The organism is Streptomyces sp. NBC_00490 (genome assembly GCF_036013645.1).
GTDB lineage: Bacteria > Actinomycetota > Actinomycetes > Streptomycetales > Streptomycetaceae > Streptomyces > Streptomyces canus_F.
The window spans coordinates 5,484,177-5,497,729 of sequence record NZ_CP107869.1; the positions used below are offsets into that span (position 1 = coordinate 5,484,177).

Genomic DNA, 13,553 nt, shown 5'->3' on the forward strand with positions numbered 1-13,553 from the left:
TACTGGCGGATTACTGACCCATGGGGTTCGGAATGCGGACAATTACGTGCGTGATATCCCGTATTCCGTGGGCTCGTTGACGAAGCGTTGACCACTTCGCGGGAGATTCCAGACCCCTTTGCGGGAGAGTCGAAAGAAGGCCCGGCCCTAGATTCGGCGCATGCCCCCACACCCCCCTGCCACCCTTCCCGTGCTCCCCTACCGCAAGCCCACCAAGGGGCGCGACTACTGGGTCCTGGACGACGTCCTGCCCGACGCGGACGCCGTGCGGGAACGGTGTCTGGCCAAGGACGACTGGGTCGAGGGCTACCCGCACAAGCCGGAGGCATGGCCGGGGCTGCGGGCCATGCCGGGCCTCGAACCGGACGAACTGGCCCGCGTCGAGCGGCTGGTGCGGCAGGCCACCGGCGCCAAGGAGCTGTGGGTCCAGCGCACACCCGGCGGCGGCACCCTCAACCACAACTGCGTCCAGGTGGTCGGCGAGGGCGAGAGCACACCCCGCCCGCACACCGACTCGCGCAACCTGTGCCGGTACGCGGCGGTCCTCTACCTCAACCCCGGCGTCCCCAAGGACTGCGGGACCAGCTTCTACCGCCAGTCCCTGCCCGGCGGCCGACTCGGCGGCAACGTCGTACAGGCCCCGCACAACAACCTCGTCGACGCGCTCGGCACCCGGTTCGTGGCGCCCGACGCCTTCGAGGAGGACGTACGCGTGCCGCACCGGTACAACCGGCTGCTGCTCTACAGCGCCAACCTGGTGCACAGCGCGACCGGTTACTGCGGCGCCACCCTGGAGGAGAAGCGGATGACGGCGGTCTTCTTCTGGATGGCGTGAGCCATGGCGTGAGCCTTCGACGCGGGAGCCGGCGGCGGCCTCAGTAGCGGACCGCCCTGTCCACCTCCGCCTTCACCGCACCGGACAGATCGCGGTGGCTGCGGGCCGTCGCCTTCCCGGACCCGCCCGCCGGCACGTCGGAGACGGTCACCGCGACCGCGTCCAGGAGGGTGCCGTCGCCGTCGGTGAAGTTCACCTGCACCAGGAAGGACTTCTGCGAGCCCCCGGTGTTGGTCGCCGTGACCTCGGTCTCGGCGCGCCCGCCGGAAGTGGTGACCGTGCCGAGCTTCACGTCGCCCTTGACGTCGACGCCGTTCTTGACGTCGTCGAACCTCTCGCCGGCCTCCGCCGTCGCCGACGCGAACACGTCCGCGCCCTGCGACGCGGCGGACGCGGCCTTGCTCGCCACCGACGCGGGGGTGTCGTCGTCGGAGCAGCCGGTGAGGGCGGTGAGCGCGGTGAGTGCGGCGGCCGCCACCACCGCAACCGGTGCCGTGCGGTAGCCCGTCATATCGCCTCCAGGGTGCTGCGGATGCCTCCAGTGAAGATCGGCCCGCCCGCGCCCGCACCCCGGCTCTCACCCGTTCGGCCCTGCCCCCGTGGTGCCCGCCGGGGCCCGGGCAGATCGTCGGACCATGACTCAGCAACCGCATGCGACACCGTCCTCCTCGACACCGTCCTCCTCGACACCGCCCGTATGGGACAAGGACCACCAGCAGGCCGCGCCCACCCCCGCCGACATGCCGGCGGGCAGCGGGTTCGCGACCGGCGGGCTCGTCTTCGCCGGTGTCCTGATGCTGGTGAACGGAGTGATCGCGGTCCTTCAGGGCATCTCCGCGATCGCCACGGACGACGTCTACAACCGGATCGGCGACTACGTCTACAAGATCAGCCTCACCGGCTGGGGCGTCATCATGCTCGTCCTCGGCGTCGTCCTCCTGGCCGTCGGCTACGGCGTCCTCAAGGGCGCCTGGTGGGCCCGGATGACCGGCATCTTCCTGGCGTCGATGAGCATGGTCCTGCAGTTCCTGTTCCTGCCGTACGCCCCCGTCTGGTCCGGGATCATGGTCGGCGTCGGCTTCTTCGTGATCTGGGCCCTGGCGACGGCGCCCCACGTGCCTGGCCGCGGTAACGCCCCGGCGGGGCGCTGACCCGGTCCGGATCCCTGACGGCACAGGTGTGGAGGGGCTGCCCCGCGGGACAGCCCCTCCACGTCAGACCGTCACAGGTGTCCCAGGCCGCCGCTGCCGAAGGATCCGCTGGACCCTGGCAGCCAGCGCTTTCGCTGCTGGTCCTTGTTCCGTTTACCGCCGTGCTGGAGCTGATACGGCATGAGGCGCTCCCGCTCCGCGAGCGGGACCACGTTCGGCTCCCGCATCTCCCTGATCTCGCGGATCGCGCCGGTGCTGGGAAGTCTGGGCTGCTCGTCCGGGCGGGGCCTGACAAGTTCCCGGTCCTGCACCCGCATGCCGAACTGCACGGCCCAGATCAGTGCCCCGGCGATGAACGCACCACCGACGAAAGCGGCGATCACGTTGAGCACATCGCTCCCCGTGGCCGCTACTACAAACGTTGCGGTACTCATATGGCAAGTATCACCGAAATGACTCAAAAGGGCAGTCCTGAATTCGGGGAACCTGTCCACCTGCTGTCCTCGGGATTTCCGGGAACTCGGCTTTCCGTCGTGCCGTTGCCAACTAAAGGAACGGTAAACGGAGTTGGATTCCACGGAGGTCCCCACGATGATCCAGAACCCGAGCCGCAGAGCCGTCCTCGGCGGCGCCGCGGCTTTGGCCGCACTGGCGGTGACGGCCACCCCCGCCGCCGCGCGGGCCGCCGCCTGGCCCACCGGGTTCCCGCTGCCGAACGGCTGGCTGCCCGAGGGCATCGCGATCGGCTCGAAGCCGTACGCCTACTTCGGCTCCCGCGGCAACGGCGGCATCTACCGCGTCGACCTGCGCACCGGTGAGGGCACGGTCCTCTACGCCGGAGCCCCCGGCCAGATCGCCGTCGGCCTGAAGATCGACCGCGACGGCCTGCTGTACGTCGCGGGCAACACCGGTGTCGCCCGCGTCCATGACGCGCGCACCGGCGACGTCGTCCGCACCTTCCAACTGAGCGAGGCCACCGGCCACTTCGTCAACGACGTCACCCTGCTCGGCGACCGCGCCTGGTTCACCGACTCCCGCGCCGCCCAGCTCTACAGCGTCCCCCGCGGCCGCGACGGCGCCGTCCGCACCCTCCCGCTCACCGGCGACTGGGTGCAGCTCCCCGACGTCAACAACGCCAACGGTGTCGTCGGCACCCCCGACGGCCGCGCCCTGATCGTCGTCAAGTCCACCCCGGGCGAGCTCCACCGCGTCGACCCGAGGACCGGCCACGCCACGAAGATCACGCTGGTCGGCCAGGACACCGTCGTCAACGGCGACGGTCTGTGGCGTATCGGTCGCACGCTGTACGTCGTCCAGAACCGTCTCAACCTGGTGAGCGTCTGGGACCTGGACGCCAGGGCCACCACCGCGACCCTGCGCACCACGATCACCGACCCGCGCTTCGACGTGCCGACCACGGCCGCCCGCTTCGGGGACCGGCTGTACCTGGTCAACGCCCGTTTCACGACCCCGCCGACACCGGAGACGACGTACGACGCGGTCGCCGTGTCCCTGTGACACCCCTGGCATGAGTCCGCCCTCTCCGGCCGCGCCGGTACGCCACCCAGCCGGCGCCCGTCAGGGCGGCCGCGAGGGCGGCGACGGACAGCACGGTCACGCCGGTGGAGGCGAGGCTGCCGCCGGTGGAGCCGGTGGCCGAGGTCCCTCCGGCCGAGCCGCCGGTCGTGGCGGTGCCCGCACCGCCGGTGGTGCCGCCCGAGCCGGAGCCGCCGGAGTCCGGGGTGCCCGTGCCAGGGCCCGTGTCGACCGGGTCCTGGCCGACGAAGCTGACCGGGACCTTCACGTCCTGGGAGCGGTCGCCGGAGAGGGTGTGGTCGGCACGGGTGGCCAGCACGCACTTCGCCTCGAAGCAGTCGGTGAACTCGTCCTTGGCGTCCACGGTGAGCTCGACCTCGAAGGAGCCGCCGTCCCCGTACGGGGTCGCCAGGTCCTCGACTGATCGCCGCCGGGCCCGACGTGATCCTGATGACGGACAAGGGTCTCGCATCGGTCGGCGGCATCGACGGCCTGGTCAGGATCCCGGGCATCGCCGAGACCCCGGCCGGCGCCGACCGTCGCGTCGTGACCCTGGAGGACGGCGTGCTGCTGAGCTTCGGGCCGCGGACGCCGTGGGTCATCGACATCCTTGTGGACGCCATCCACAGGGTGTGAACAACGCGTCGGCAACCTGCCCGTCGGCCGGCGGCGACCTGGTGGTGAAGTCCCACCCCACGAAGGGAGTTCACCCCCATGCGCACCCGCATCGCGCGTTTCGTCACCGTCCTCACCGCCCTGCTGGCGGCGGCCTTCACGACGGCCGCCCCGGCGCGGTCAGCCGACAACTGGAACCCGCCGTCCACCCTCGTACAGCCACTGAACGAGGTCTGGAACCACGTCGAGTCGACGTACCCGAACCTCTACGGCTTCCGCAATTACGGCTGGGACCAGGTCATGGCCAACAAGGGGAGCATCAACTACTGCGTCCGCTGGGAGTCCGACGCCCCCGTCAGCACCGCACTGCGCGACCAGATCCACGCCCAGCTGAAGAAGCAGTTCGGCAAGTGGATGACCGCCATGGTCGACAACGGCACGGGCACCAACGCCTGGCCGTACACCAATGTGCCCGTCAACGTCGTCGGCTGGGCCGTGAAGAACCGCTCCACGCTCCAGTGGACCGACAACTCCGTCGACATCTACGTCAACAACCTGGACGGCGGCGGCGCCCCGCAGTGCGCGCCCGACTGCGGCCGCTTCTTCCACCAGGACGGCAACTACACGAAGTGCCCCGGCGGCGTCACCCGCCACTACGACCAGTCGCTGTGGCTCACCAAGGGCTTCCAGGGCGGCGCGGGCGGGGACTGGGGCCAGCGGGTCGGCCAGGAGTACTTCACCGGGGCCCTCGGCCAGGAGAACATCCACATCTATCTCCACGAAGTCGGCCACACCTTCGGGCTCGACGACTTCTACGACTGGACGCCGACCGGCCAGTGCTGTTTCCTCATGAAGGCCGGATCGGCCACGCAGATCACCGAGTTCGACAAGTGGATGGCGCGTGACTTCTGGCGTCATCTGAAGAGCCGCTACGGGCTCTGACCTGTTCTGTTCGAGGAGCGCGGGTGGACGACGCGGAGAGGACCCCGGTCCTGGTGACCGGCGGCAGCGGCTTTGTGGGCAGCCACTTGGTGAAACGGCTCCTGGAGCGCGGCCATCGGGTCCGTACGACGGTCCGCAGCACCGCCGACTCGCCGAAGACCCGGCCCCTGCGCGCGATGCAGGCCGAATTCCCGGACCGGCTCGACCTGTTCGAGGCGGACCTGCTCGCCGAGGGCTCCTTCGACGAGGCGGCCCGGGGCTGCGGGACCGTCTTCCACGTCGCCTCCCCGTTCCTCGTACCGGAGAGGATCAAGGACGGCCGCAAGGACGTGGTGGAGCCCGCGCTCCTCGGCACCCGCAATGTGCTCGGCACCATCGACCGCACCCCGGCCGTCCGCCGACTCGTCCTCACGTCCACCGTCGGCGCGATCTTCGGCGACTACGCCGACGTACGGGAGATGAAGGACGGGATCCTCACGGAGGAGTACGTCAACACCACCAGCACGGTGGAGAACAACCCCTACCACTACGCCAAGACGGTCGCCGAGCAGGCGGCCTGGGACGCGGCGAAGGCACAGGACCGCTGGAGCATGGTGGCGGTCAACCCGGGCCTGATCCTGGGCCCTTCGCTCACCCCCGCCTCGGAGTCCGGCAGCCTCTTCCTCCTGGAGGAGCTCTTCAAGGGCTACTTCTTCTACGGCGCCCCGGACTTCAGCTTCACCACCGTCGACGTGCGGGACGTCGCGGACGCGCACATCGCCGCGGCCGAGAACCCGCGGGCGCACGGCCGCTACATCCTCGCGGCGCCGACCATGACGTCCTTCCACGACATGTCCCGCATCCTGCGCGCCGAGTACCCGAGGAACCTCCGCCTGCCCCGGACCCGGCTGCCCCACTGGCCGGTTCGCATCCTGGGTCCGGCGTTCGGCCTCACCCAGGACTACATCCGCAAGCACCTCGGCATCCGCTTCGAGGTCGACAACAGCCGCAGCATCGACGAACTGGGCCTCACCTACCGCCCGATCGAGGAAACGGTCCTGGACCACTACCGGGCCTGGCGGGCATCGGCGGGATGACGGGACCGCCTACGCCGGTATGTCGCGGGGTACGACCGTCACCCTCCGGAAGTTGCAGGTGGCCGCGGACTCGCCGGCCTGTCCCTGGTACGCCTTGAGGGCCATGCTGACCAGGCTCAGCAGCAGGTCGACGTCGGTGTCGCAGTCCAGGTGGACGGTGACCCAGCGGGAACCGGGGACCAGGTGGATGGCGGTGGAGCCCTGGAGGTCCCGCGCGAAGCGCTCGATCGTGCGGCCGGTCAGATGCAGGTCCACGTCCCGGTCGGAGTGGAAGTGCACGATCTCGCCGTGCGGGGAGCGCAGGGCCCGCCCGGTCCCGCAACTGGGGTGACCCGCGCGGAGGTCGGGCCAGACGTGGAGGCGCTCGAAGGCGCGCTCGGCGAGAGTCATGAGCCCATCGTCGCCTGCTCACCCCCGCGCAACCAGGGGTTGAGGCAAAAGTAACCGGGGCGTGAGGTGTCCGGGCGGGCGCCGCCCGATCGATGGATTTCCTTCCCAACAGGCAACCTGAACACCCTCTTTACCGGTCTCACAGATCGCTCACAGGTTGCCGGAGTGCATGTGGGGCCGCATGGGGGTGCGTCCACACCGTCGGCCGCCCGTGGGTTGTCCAGTCCGATGCCCCTGACCAGGGCACTCGCAGACGAGGAACCGATGACCAGTCAGCAACACCGCAACCGCAGCCGCTGGAAGCGCCCCGCGCTCGCCGCCGGCGCCGCGCTCACCGTCGTCGTCACCGCAGCCGGAGCGGCGCCCGGCGCCGGGGCCGCGCAGGCCGCCACACCCGGCAAGCCGAAGCTCAAGCTGATCGCCGCCTCGAACTCCGTGACGCTCGACCGGTGGCAGGGGGAGCCCGGGGTCTACCTGGACCTCGGCACGTATGTCACCGTCGACAACGCGCCCCTGGAGTTCAAGGTGACGCGCAAGTCGTACAAGGACCCCGTCGTCGCCAAGCAGGTCTTCCGCCACGGCGGCACGACGACGACCAAGGCGCTGCCCACCGGGCTCGTGAAGGACTTCTCCGGGCTCCCCGGGTTCCTGGAGGTGTCCGTCAAGGACGCGAACGGGACGGAGGTCGCCAAGAGCAAGGGGAACTTCTGCCCCAACAACGCCTCCGGCCGGCTCCGGCCGGACGCGCCCGCCACCTCGCACTATCCGGAGAGCTGCCCCACCAACCCGTTCACCCTCGGGTCGGTGTGGGGTGTCGAGAAGGGCTGGGCGTCCAACTCCAGCACCGTCGACTACGACAAGCCCGTGGACCTGCCGGTGGGTGAGTACACCGCGAAGGTGTCCGTGGCGAAGAAGTACCGGGACCTCTTCGGGATCCCGAACGACTCGCCGACCATCAAGGTCACCGTCCGCCAGCCCAGCGAGAACGGCGGTGTCGGCCGCGGCATGACCGCCCACCAGGGCGGCGCGCACGGCTCGGCCCATGGCTCGGCTCACGGCTCGGCCCAGGGGATGGCCCACCACTACGGCCCGCGCGGCGCCGACGAGCCCACCCCGGGGGCCCTCTCCCACGCCCTGGAGGACCGTGGCCTCGCCCACCACCTCGGCGACGGCCCCGGCCACACCGACGGCTCGCGCATCGCGGCCGCGCTGCGTCCCAACAGCACCCGCCCCACCGGACGGGCCGGGGTCCCGGCCGACGTGCCCAAGCCGGACCTGCGTTCCCTCCCGGCGTGGGACATCGCCATCACCGACGGCGAGGACGGCGACGTACCCGGCAAGGACTACCTGGCCTTCAGCGCCAACGTCTGGAACGCCGGCCCCGCGCCCCTCGTCGTGGACGGCTTCCGCAAGCCGGGCGGCGATCTGATGGACGCCTACCAGTACTTCTACGACGCGAAGGGCAAGCAGGTCGGCTACACGCCCACCGGCACCATGGAGTGGGACCCGCGCATCGGCCACGAGCACTGGCACTTCACCGACTTCGCCAGCTACCGGCTGCTGAGCGAGGACAAGACCAGGGAGGTGCGCAGCGGCAAGGAGGCGTTCTGTCTCGCCAACACCGACGCCGTGGACTACACGGTGAAGAACGCCAACTGGAAGCCGTACAACACGGACCTGTCGACCGCGTGCGGTGAGCAGAACTCCATCTCGGTCCGCGAGGTCCTGGACGTCGGCTCCGGCGACACCTACACCCAGTACCGCCCCGGCCAGTCCTTCGACATCACGGACCTGCCGAACGGCACGTACTACATCCAGGTCATCGCCAACCCGGAGAAGCGCCTCCAGGAGACGAACCTGAAGAACAACGTCGCCCTGCGCAAGGTGATCCTGAGCGGCGAGCCGGGCAAGCGCACGGTCAAGGTACCGCCGCACGACCTGATCAACGCGCCGTAACCGAACGGCTTGACACCAGCGCCCCGCTCTCGGTCATTCGGCCGAGAGCGGGAACGCGGCCCTGGTCTCCCACCCGTGCCCCGCACGCGGCCCGGCCGTCAGCTCACCGCCGAGCGCCGTCACCCGTTCCTTCAGCCCGACGAGCCCGAAGCCGCCGCCGTGCGCCGCGTCCGGGAGCGGGGAGCCGCCCCGGCCGTCGTCGGCCACGGACACGGTCAGACGGCCGCCGTCGAGGCCCAGCCGGACGGTGACCTCGCTCGCGTCGGCCGCGTGCCGGCGTACGTTCGTCAGCGCCTCCTGCACGACCCGGAAGGCCGCCGCCTGCACCTCGTGCGGCAGGTCGTCCGGGACGCCTGCGCGGTCCAGGGCGACCTTCTGGACCGGACCGCCGAAGCGTTCCACCAGGTCCCCGATGCCCGCGAGGTCGCCCACCGGGCGCCGGTCGGCCTCGTCCGCGTCCCGCAGCACACCGACCGTGCGCCGCATGGACGCCAGCGCCTCGGTCGCGGCGCCCTCGATGCCCGCGAGGACCGGGTCGAGGTCCTCCGGCTGGGTGGTCGCCATCATGCGGGCCACCTGGGTCTGGACGAGGATGCCGGTCACATGGTGGGCCACGAAGTCGTGCAGGTCGGCGGCGATGGCGAGGCGTTCCTCGCGGCGGGTCTCGGCGACGGCGACGGTACGGCGGTAGTCGAGGGAGCGCAGATAGGCCGCCAGGGAGGCGACGAGACCGGCCAGGACCAGACCGACCAGGACATAGCCCGGGGCCTGGCCCGCGGTCAGCTGCCGGGAGTAGCGGGCGGGCTGGGCGAGCACGGCCGCCAGGTCCAGCAGACCGCACACCACGGCCCAGCGCGGCGGGCAGTGCCGTACCGCGACGAACAGCAGACACAGCAGGACGGCGACCTCGCCCGGGCCGAAGGCGGCGGTCCGGTGGGGGGAGAGCGCCGACGCCGTGTACAGAAGCGAGGCCAGGGCGGGCACGGCGGTGCGCAGCTGCGGGGTGAGCCAGTCGGGGCGCCGTGCGGCCGGCCACAGCAGCGCGGTCAGGCCGACGGTGAGGACGGCCGCCGGGCGCCCGAGGCCGTAGCCCGCCTCCAGCGTGCCCAGCACGTCGACGAAGCACAGGGCGAGCAGCGCGCCCACGACGGCACCGCGGGCGCAGCCCCGGGGGGAAGCGGACTTCATGGGGATCACGGTATGCGCGCCGGTCCGGTCGCGGGATCGGCCGAACGGCCGAGGAGCGGGACCGGGGGGAGGGGCGATGCTGGAGGTCCCTCTCACCTCAGGAGCACGCGCGCCATGCCGGACAGCAGATTCCTCCTCGGTGTCGTCGGCGGTGCCGCCGCGGTACTGGCCCTCGGCGGGATCGGCACCCATCTGCTCTCGTCCACCGAGTCGACGACCGCGCTGGACGCGTACGACACCGTCACGGTCGACGGCCACAAGGCCCTCGCCCCGAACATCGTCGCCGGCCGCACCGAGAGCCTCTACCACCCGCTGCCCTGGGTCGGCGTGAAGGTCCACGTCTCCTGCCCCGAGGGCCTGAAGGCACAGGCCGGGGCGACCCTCACCTGCAAGGGCCGGCGCACCGACGGCACGACGCTCGACATCCCCGTGCGGGTGGTGAGGGTGACGGACACCCACCTCACCTGGAAGTTCGACCGCTGATCAGCCGACCCGCAGCGGCAGTTCGGCCAGCCCCCGCAGCAACGTGCTGCTGCGCCAGGTGAGTTCCGCCGGGTCGGTCGCGAAGGCGAGCGCGGGACGGTGCCGCAGGAGCAGCCGTACGGCGACGGAGGCCTCCATCCGGGCCAGCGGGGCGCCGAGACAGTGGTGCAGGCCGTGCCCGAAGCCGAGGTGGCCCGTCGTGCGCCGGGTGATGTCGAAGCGGTCGGGGTCGGGGAAGCGGAGCGGGTCACGGGAGGCCGCGGCGAGCGAGACGAGCACCGCGTCACCGGCGGCTATGCGGACACCCGCGAGCTCCAGGGGCTCGGCGGCGAACCGGAACGCGGTGGTGTGCACGGGTGAGTAGAGGCGCAGTGCCTCCTCGACGGCGGACTCGGTCAGAGCGGGGTCGTCGCGGAGGAGGGCGAACTGGTCCGGGTGGGACAGCAGCCCGTGGAGGGTGGCCGAGATCAGGTTGACGGTCGTCTCGTGCCCGGCGACGAGCAGCAGGAAGGCCATGCCGAGCAGTTCCTCGCCGTCGAGCTCTCCCGCCAGGTCGCCGAGAAGCGTCCCCTTGCGCCCGGTCAGCTCGGTCAGACATGCGGTCAGCGCCGCCCCCGCCGCGGCGGCCGCCTCCGGCGAGGTGGGCATGACCAGCTCGTTCGACCAGGCGTGGAAGCCGTCCCGCTCCTCGGCCGGAACCCCCAGCAGCTCGCAGATCACGGTGACGGGCAACGGCAGCGCGTACTGCCCGACGATGTCCACGGTCCCCTCCCGTGGCAGTACGGCGATCAGCTCCCCGGCGATCTCCTCGACCCGCGGCCCCAGCGCACCGATCCGCCCGGCACTGAAGTGCCCCGCGACCAGCCGCCGCAACCGCGTGTGCAGCGGCGGATCACTCTGCAACATGTTCCGCCCGACCGCATGCCCACCGTCGCTCTCCCAGGACGCGGAGTGCCGAATGTCGTTACCCAACCGGGGATCGGTGAGCGCCGCCCGCGCGAGCTCCCACCCGACAACCATCCAGGCCTCGCCACTGCCGGGGACATGAACCCGGTGGACGGGACCTTGGGTGCGGAGGGTGAGGGGTTCCATGGGAGATTCCTTCCGTTTCGCGCGCTTTTCAGCCCGTCCGGCGTTTGAGGACGAGGCCGCACCGTCCCGAACCCCCACCCACCCGCTGGGGGCTTCGCCTCTTATCGTCGGTCCAGGCATCTCAGCCCGTCCGGCGTTTGAGGACGAGGCCCTTTCGGGGCCGAAGCGGGGGGCTGGGGGCGCAGCCCCCAGGGATGGGACGGGTAGGGGCGGCGGGGGCGAAAAAAGGCCCGGCGCGCACCCCCGTCAGCCACGCGCACCCGACCCGCCCCCGCCGCCACCAGAAACGGGGAGTACTCCCCACTTCGTGCTCCGACGATAGCATCACGCCCGGGGAGTGCTCCCCACTTGGGTACGGAGGGCAAGACATGTGCGCACTGCGACGCGACGCGCGGCGCAACCGGGAACTGCTGACGGAAGCGGCACACGCCGTCTTCACCGAGCACGGCCTCGACGCCCCGCTCGACGTGATCGCCCGCCGCGCAGGCGTGGGCAACGCGACCCTCTACCGCCACTTCCCGACCCGCGCCGCCCTCATCGACGCCGTCTTCCGCGACCAGCTGACCGGCACGATGACGGCAGGCGAGGAGGCGAGAAGGGCCCCGGACGCCTGGACGGGCCTGACCGCCTACCTGGACGCCGTGTTCACCACGCTGGCCGCCGACCGCGGCACCAACGACCTCATGACCACCCGCGTGGACGGCGTCGACTCCCTGGCAGCCGTGCACGCCCACAACCGCGAGACGCTCGAACTCCTGCTGCGCCGCGGCCACGAGGAGGGGACCGTCCGCCCCGACGCCACCGTCGAGGACGTCCTGTTCACCCTCGCCGCCCTGGGCCGCGCGGTCCCCGCCCTGACCGCCGCGACGACCCCCGACACCTGGCGCCGCCCGCTGGCCCTGCTCCTGGCGGGTCTGCGCACCGACGCGCCTCGGGCCCCCCTGCCGGGCGCGGCCCTGACCCCCGCCGAACTGGGTGACGTACTCCAGGAGTTGGGCCCGCACCGCACGGCGTGAGAACGGAGCCGCCCACCTGCCGCCCCCTCACTGGTCAAATGTGAAACAAGGCGTGGTGGGTCGGGGAGATTCGGTACGGGTCTCCTGTGAGCGGTTTTGGCGCGAGACGCTCGAAGCGCTCCGCCGCTCCACTGCTCGGAAGGCACGTCAGTGAACGTTCGTACCGCCCCCCACAGAACCGCCCTCCTCACCGTCGCCTCGGCGCTGCTGCTCACCTCCTGCGGTGTCGTCGACGCCGTCAGCGGAAGTGAGAGCTCCGCGAGTCCGAAGAAGGGCGACGACATCACGGTGGGCCTGCTCCTGCCCGACAAGGAGACCAAGCGCTTCGAGAAGTTCGACTACCCCCTCATCAAGACGCGGGTCGCCGACCTCACCCACGGCAAGGGCACGGTCCGTTACGCCAACGCCCTGGCGAGCGCGGACAAGCAGAGCCAGCAGTTCGAGCAGATGATCGCGGCCAAGGTGGACGTTGTCCTCGTGGACGCCGTCGACGCCAAGGCCATCGCGCCGGACGTCCAGAAGGCGAAGGACGCGGGCATCCCCGTCATCGCGTACGACCGCCTCGCCCAGGGCCCCATCGACGCGTACATATCGCACGACAACGAACTCGTCGGCGAGGTGCAGGCCCGCTCCATCCTGGAGGCGCTCGGTGACAAGGCCGAGTCCAGCAAGATCGTCATGATGAACGGCTCACCCGCCGACCCCAACACGGCCCGCTTCAAGGCCGGCGCGCTCAGCGTGCTCGCCAATCACGTGGTCATCGCCAAGTCGTACGACACCGAGGAGTGGAAGCCGGAGATCGCCAAGGCCAACATGACCAAGGCCGTCCAGGCGGTCGGACTGAGCAACATCTCCGCGGTCTACTCGGCCAACGACGGCATGGCGGGCGCCGTCATCGACGCGATGAAAGCCGCCGGCGCCACCAGGATCCCACCCGTCACCGGCCAGGACGCCGACCTCGCGGCGGTGCAGCGGATCCTCTCGGGCGAGCAGTACATGACCGTCTACAAGTCCTTCCTCGAAGAGGCCAACAACGCCGCCGAGATGGCCGTCGCCAAGGTCAAGGGCCGCTCCATCGAGTTCGACTCCCTCGCCCAGGACTCCGTCGACAGTCCGACGCAGAAGGACATCCCGTCGATGCTGGTGCCGGTCGTCGCGCTCACGAAGTTCAACATCAAGGACACGGTGATCCGGGACGGGGTCTACACGGTGAAGGAGATCTGTACGCCGGAGTACGCGGCGGACTGCGCGGCGGTCGGGCTGAAGTAGGGCG

15 protein-coding genes and 1 pseudogene are annotated in these 13,553 nt (G+C 70.6%); 10 read left to right on the forward strand and 6 right to left on the reverse strand.

All coding sequences use genetic code 11. From position 1 onward, the window contains the following. The first annotated feature begins 160 nt into the window (after positions 1 to 160). Positions 161 to 835, forward strand: coding sequence for a DUF6445 family protein (locus OG381_RS24890; protein WP_046262261.1), 675 nt, complete (start codon positions 161 to 163; stop codon positions 833 to 835). Between the two features lie 40 nt (positions 836 to 875). Here the strand turns inward: OG381_RS24890 and OG381_RS24895 are convergent, their stop codons facing one another. Next, positions 876 to 1,346, reverse strand: a complete 471-nt coding sequence (locus tag OG381_RS24895) for a hypothetical protein (protein ID WP_327718273.1) — start codon at positions 1,344 to 1,346, stop codon at positions 876 to 878. Between the two features lie 124 nt (positions 1,347 to 1,470). Between OG381_RS24895 and OG381_RS24900 the strand changes: the two genes are divergently transcribed. Beyond that, positions 1,471 to 1,986, forward strand: coding sequence for a DUF7144 family membrane protein (locus OG381_RS24900; RefSeq protein ID WP_327718274.1), 516 nt, complete (start codon positions 1,471 to 1,473; stop codon positions 1,984 to 1,986). A 71-nt stretch (positions 1,987 to 2,057) separates the two neighbouring features. Here the strand turns inward: OG381_RS24900 and OG381_RS24905 are convergent, their stop codons facing one another. After that, positions 2,058 to 2,420, reverse strand: coding sequence for a DUF6479 family protein (locus tag OG381_RS24905; protein ID WP_327718275.1), 363 nt, complete (start codon positions 2,418 to 2,420; stop codon positions 2,058 to 2,060). Positions 2,421 to 2,577: 157 nt separating this feature from the next. On the opposite strand from OG381_RS24905, the gene OG381_RS24910 reads away from it, so the two are divergent. Continuing rightward, positions 2,578 to 3,504, forward strand: coding sequence for an SMP-30/gluconolactonase/LRE family protein (locus OG381_RS24910; protein ID WP_327718276.1), 927 nt, complete (start codon positions 2,578 to 2,580; stop codon positions 3,502 to 3,504). On the opposite strand, the gene OG381_RS24915 is transcribed toward OG381_RS24910, so the two are convergent. Then, entirely contained in the window at positions 3,449 to 3,886 is a 438-nt protein-coding gene (locus OG381_RS24915; protein ID WP_327718277.1) for a hypothetical protein, read from the reverse strand. The two genes, OG381_RS24910 and OG381_RS24915, sit on opposite strands and share 56 nt — an antisense overlap. Before the next feature lie 62 nt (positions 3,887 to 3,948). Here OG381_RS24915 and OG381_RS24920 point away from each other — a divergent pair. The 3 genes and pseudogenes from OG381_RS24920 to OG381_RS24930 form a co-directional block, all read left to right on the forward strand. Beyond that, positions 3,949 to 4,158, forward strand: a pseudogene (locus tag OG381_RS24920) (ABC transporter substrate-binding protein); the annotation flags it as partial. Between the two features lie 78 nt (positions 4,159 to 4,236). After that, entirely contained in the window at positions 4,237 to 5,079 is an 843-nt protein-coding gene (locus OG381_RS24925; RefSeq protein WP_327718278.1) for a hypothetical protein, read from the forward strand. A gap of 23 nt (positions 5,080 to 5,102) precedes the next feature. Continuing rightward, positions 5,103 to 6,155 carry an NAD-dependent epimerase/dehydratase family protein gene (locus OG381_RS24930; protein ID WP_327718280.1) on the forward strand — a complete coding sequence of 351 codons (1,053 nt, stop codon included), beginning with the start codon at positions 5,103 to 5,105 and terminating at the stop codon, positions 6,153 to 6,155. 9 nt (positions 6,156 to 6,164) lie between these two features. Here OG381_RS24930 and OG381_RS24935 read toward each other — a convergent pair whose 3' ends face one another. After that, positions 6,165 to 6,545 carry a luciferase domain-containing protein gene (locus tag OG381_RS24935; RefSeq protein ID WP_327718281.1) on the reverse strand — a complete coding sequence of 127 codons (381 nt, stop codon included), beginning with the start codon at positions 6,543 to 6,545 and terminating at the stop codon, positions 6,165 to 6,167. Between the two features lie 264 nt (positions 6,546 to 6,809). Here OG381_RS24935 and OG381_RS24940 point away from each other — a divergent pair, with 264 nt between their 5' ends. Further along, on the forward strand, positions 6,810 to 8,501 hold the full coding sequence (locus OG381_RS24940) for a lysyl oxidase family protein (RefSeq protein WP_327718282.1): 1,692 nt from the start codon (positions 6,810 to 6,812) through the stop codon (positions 8,499 to 8,501). 33 nt (positions 8,502 to 8,534) lie between these two features. Here the strand turns inward: OG381_RS24940 and OG381_RS24945 are convergent, their stop codons facing one another. Further along, positions 8,535 to 9,689 (reverse strand): sensor histidine kinase, encoded by a 1,155-nt coding sequence (locus OG381_RS24945; protein WP_327718283.1) that lies wholly within the window; start codon positions 9,687 to 9,689, stop codon positions 8,535 to 8,537. Positions 9,690 to 9,803: 114 nt separating this feature from the next. Here OG381_RS24945 and OG381_RS24950 point away from each other — a divergent pair, with 114 nt between their 5' ends. After that, positions 9,804 to 10,172 (forward strand): DUF4333 domain-containing protein, encoded by a 369-nt coding sequence (locus OG381_RS24950; protein ID WP_327718284.1) that lies wholly within the window; start codon positions 9,804 to 9,806, stop codon positions 10,170 to 10,172. On the opposite strand, the gene OG381_RS24955 is transcribed toward OG381_RS24950, so the two are convergent. Then, positions 10,173 to 11,264, reverse strand: a complete 1,092-nt coding sequence (locus tag OG381_RS24955; RefSeq protein WP_327718285.1) for a cytochrome P450 family protein — start codon at positions 11,262 to 11,264, stop codon at positions 10,173 to 10,175. Between the two features lie 368 nt (positions 11,265 to 11,632). On the opposite strand from OG381_RS24955, the gene OG381_RS24960 reads away from it, so the two are divergent. Both OG381_RS24960 and OG381_RS24965 read left to right on the forward strand, forming a co-directional pair. Continuing rightward, positions 11,633 to 12,280, forward strand: coding sequence for a TetR/AcrR family transcriptional regulator (locus tag OG381_RS24960; protein WP_327718286.1), 648 nt, complete (start codon positions 11,633 to 11,635; stop codon positions 12,278 to 12,280). 150 nt (positions 12,281 to 12,430) lie between these two features. Next, the gene (locus OG381_RS24965; protein WP_327718287.1) at positions 12,431 to 13,549 is read left to right on the forward strand and encodes a sugar ABC transporter substrate-binding protein; all 1,119 of its coding nucleotides are present in this window, start codon (positions 12,431 to 12,433) and stop codon (positions 13,547 to 13,549) included. The last annotated feature ends 4 nt before the right edge of the window (positions 13,550 to 13,553 follow it).

Bases quoted from the DNA above. Each gene is read 5' to 3' on its own strand.
- OG381_RS24890 (WP_046262261.1), top strand. From the start codon at position 161: ATGCCCCCACACCCCCCTGCCACCCTTCCCGTGCTCCCCTACCGCAAG.
- OG381_RS24895 (WP_327718273.1), bottom strand. From the start codon at position 1,346: ATGACGGGCTACCGCACGGCACCGGTTGCGGTGGTGGCGGCCGCCGCA.
- OG381_RS24900 (WP_327718274.1), top strand. From the start codon at position 1,471: ATGACTCAGCAACCGCATGCGACACCGTCCTCCTCGACACCGTCCTCC.
- OG381_RS24905 (WP_327718275.1), bottom strand. From the start codon at position 2,420: ATGAGTACCGCAACGTTTGTAGTAGCGGCCACGGGGAGCGATGTGCTC.
- OG381_RS24910 (WP_327718276.1), top strand. From the start codon at position 2,578: ATGATCCAGAACCCGAGCCGCAGAGCCGTCCTCGGCGGCGCCGCGGCT.
- OG381_RS24925 (WP_327718278.1), top strand. From the start codon at position 4,237: ATGCGCACCCGCATCGCGCGTTTCGTCACCGTCCTCACCGCCCTGCTG.
- OG381_RS24935 (WP_327718281.1), bottom strand. From the start codon at position 6,545: ATGACTCTCGCCGAGCGCGCCTTCGAGCGCCTCCACGTCTGGCCCGAC.
- OG381_RS24940 (WP_327718282.1), top strand. From the start codon at position 6,810: ATGACCAGTCAGCAACACCGCAACCGCAGCCGCTGGAAGCGCCCCGCG.
- OG381_RS24945 (WP_327718283.1), bottom strand. From the start codon at position 9,689: ATGAAGTCCGCTTCCCCCCGGGGCTGCGCCCGCGGTGCCGTCGTGGGC.
- OG381_RS24950 (WP_327718284.1), top strand. From the start codon at position 9,804: ATGCCGGACAGCAGATTCCTCCTCGGTGTCGTCGGCGGTGCCGCCGCG.
- OG381_RS24955 (WP_327718285.1), bottom strand. From the start codon at position 11,264: ATGGAACCCCTCACCCTCCGCACCCAAGGTCCCGTCCACCGGGTTCAT.
- OG381_RS24960 (WP_327718286.1), top strand. From the start codon at position 11,633: ATGTGCGCACTGCGACGCGACGCGCGGCGCAACCGGGAACTGCTGACG.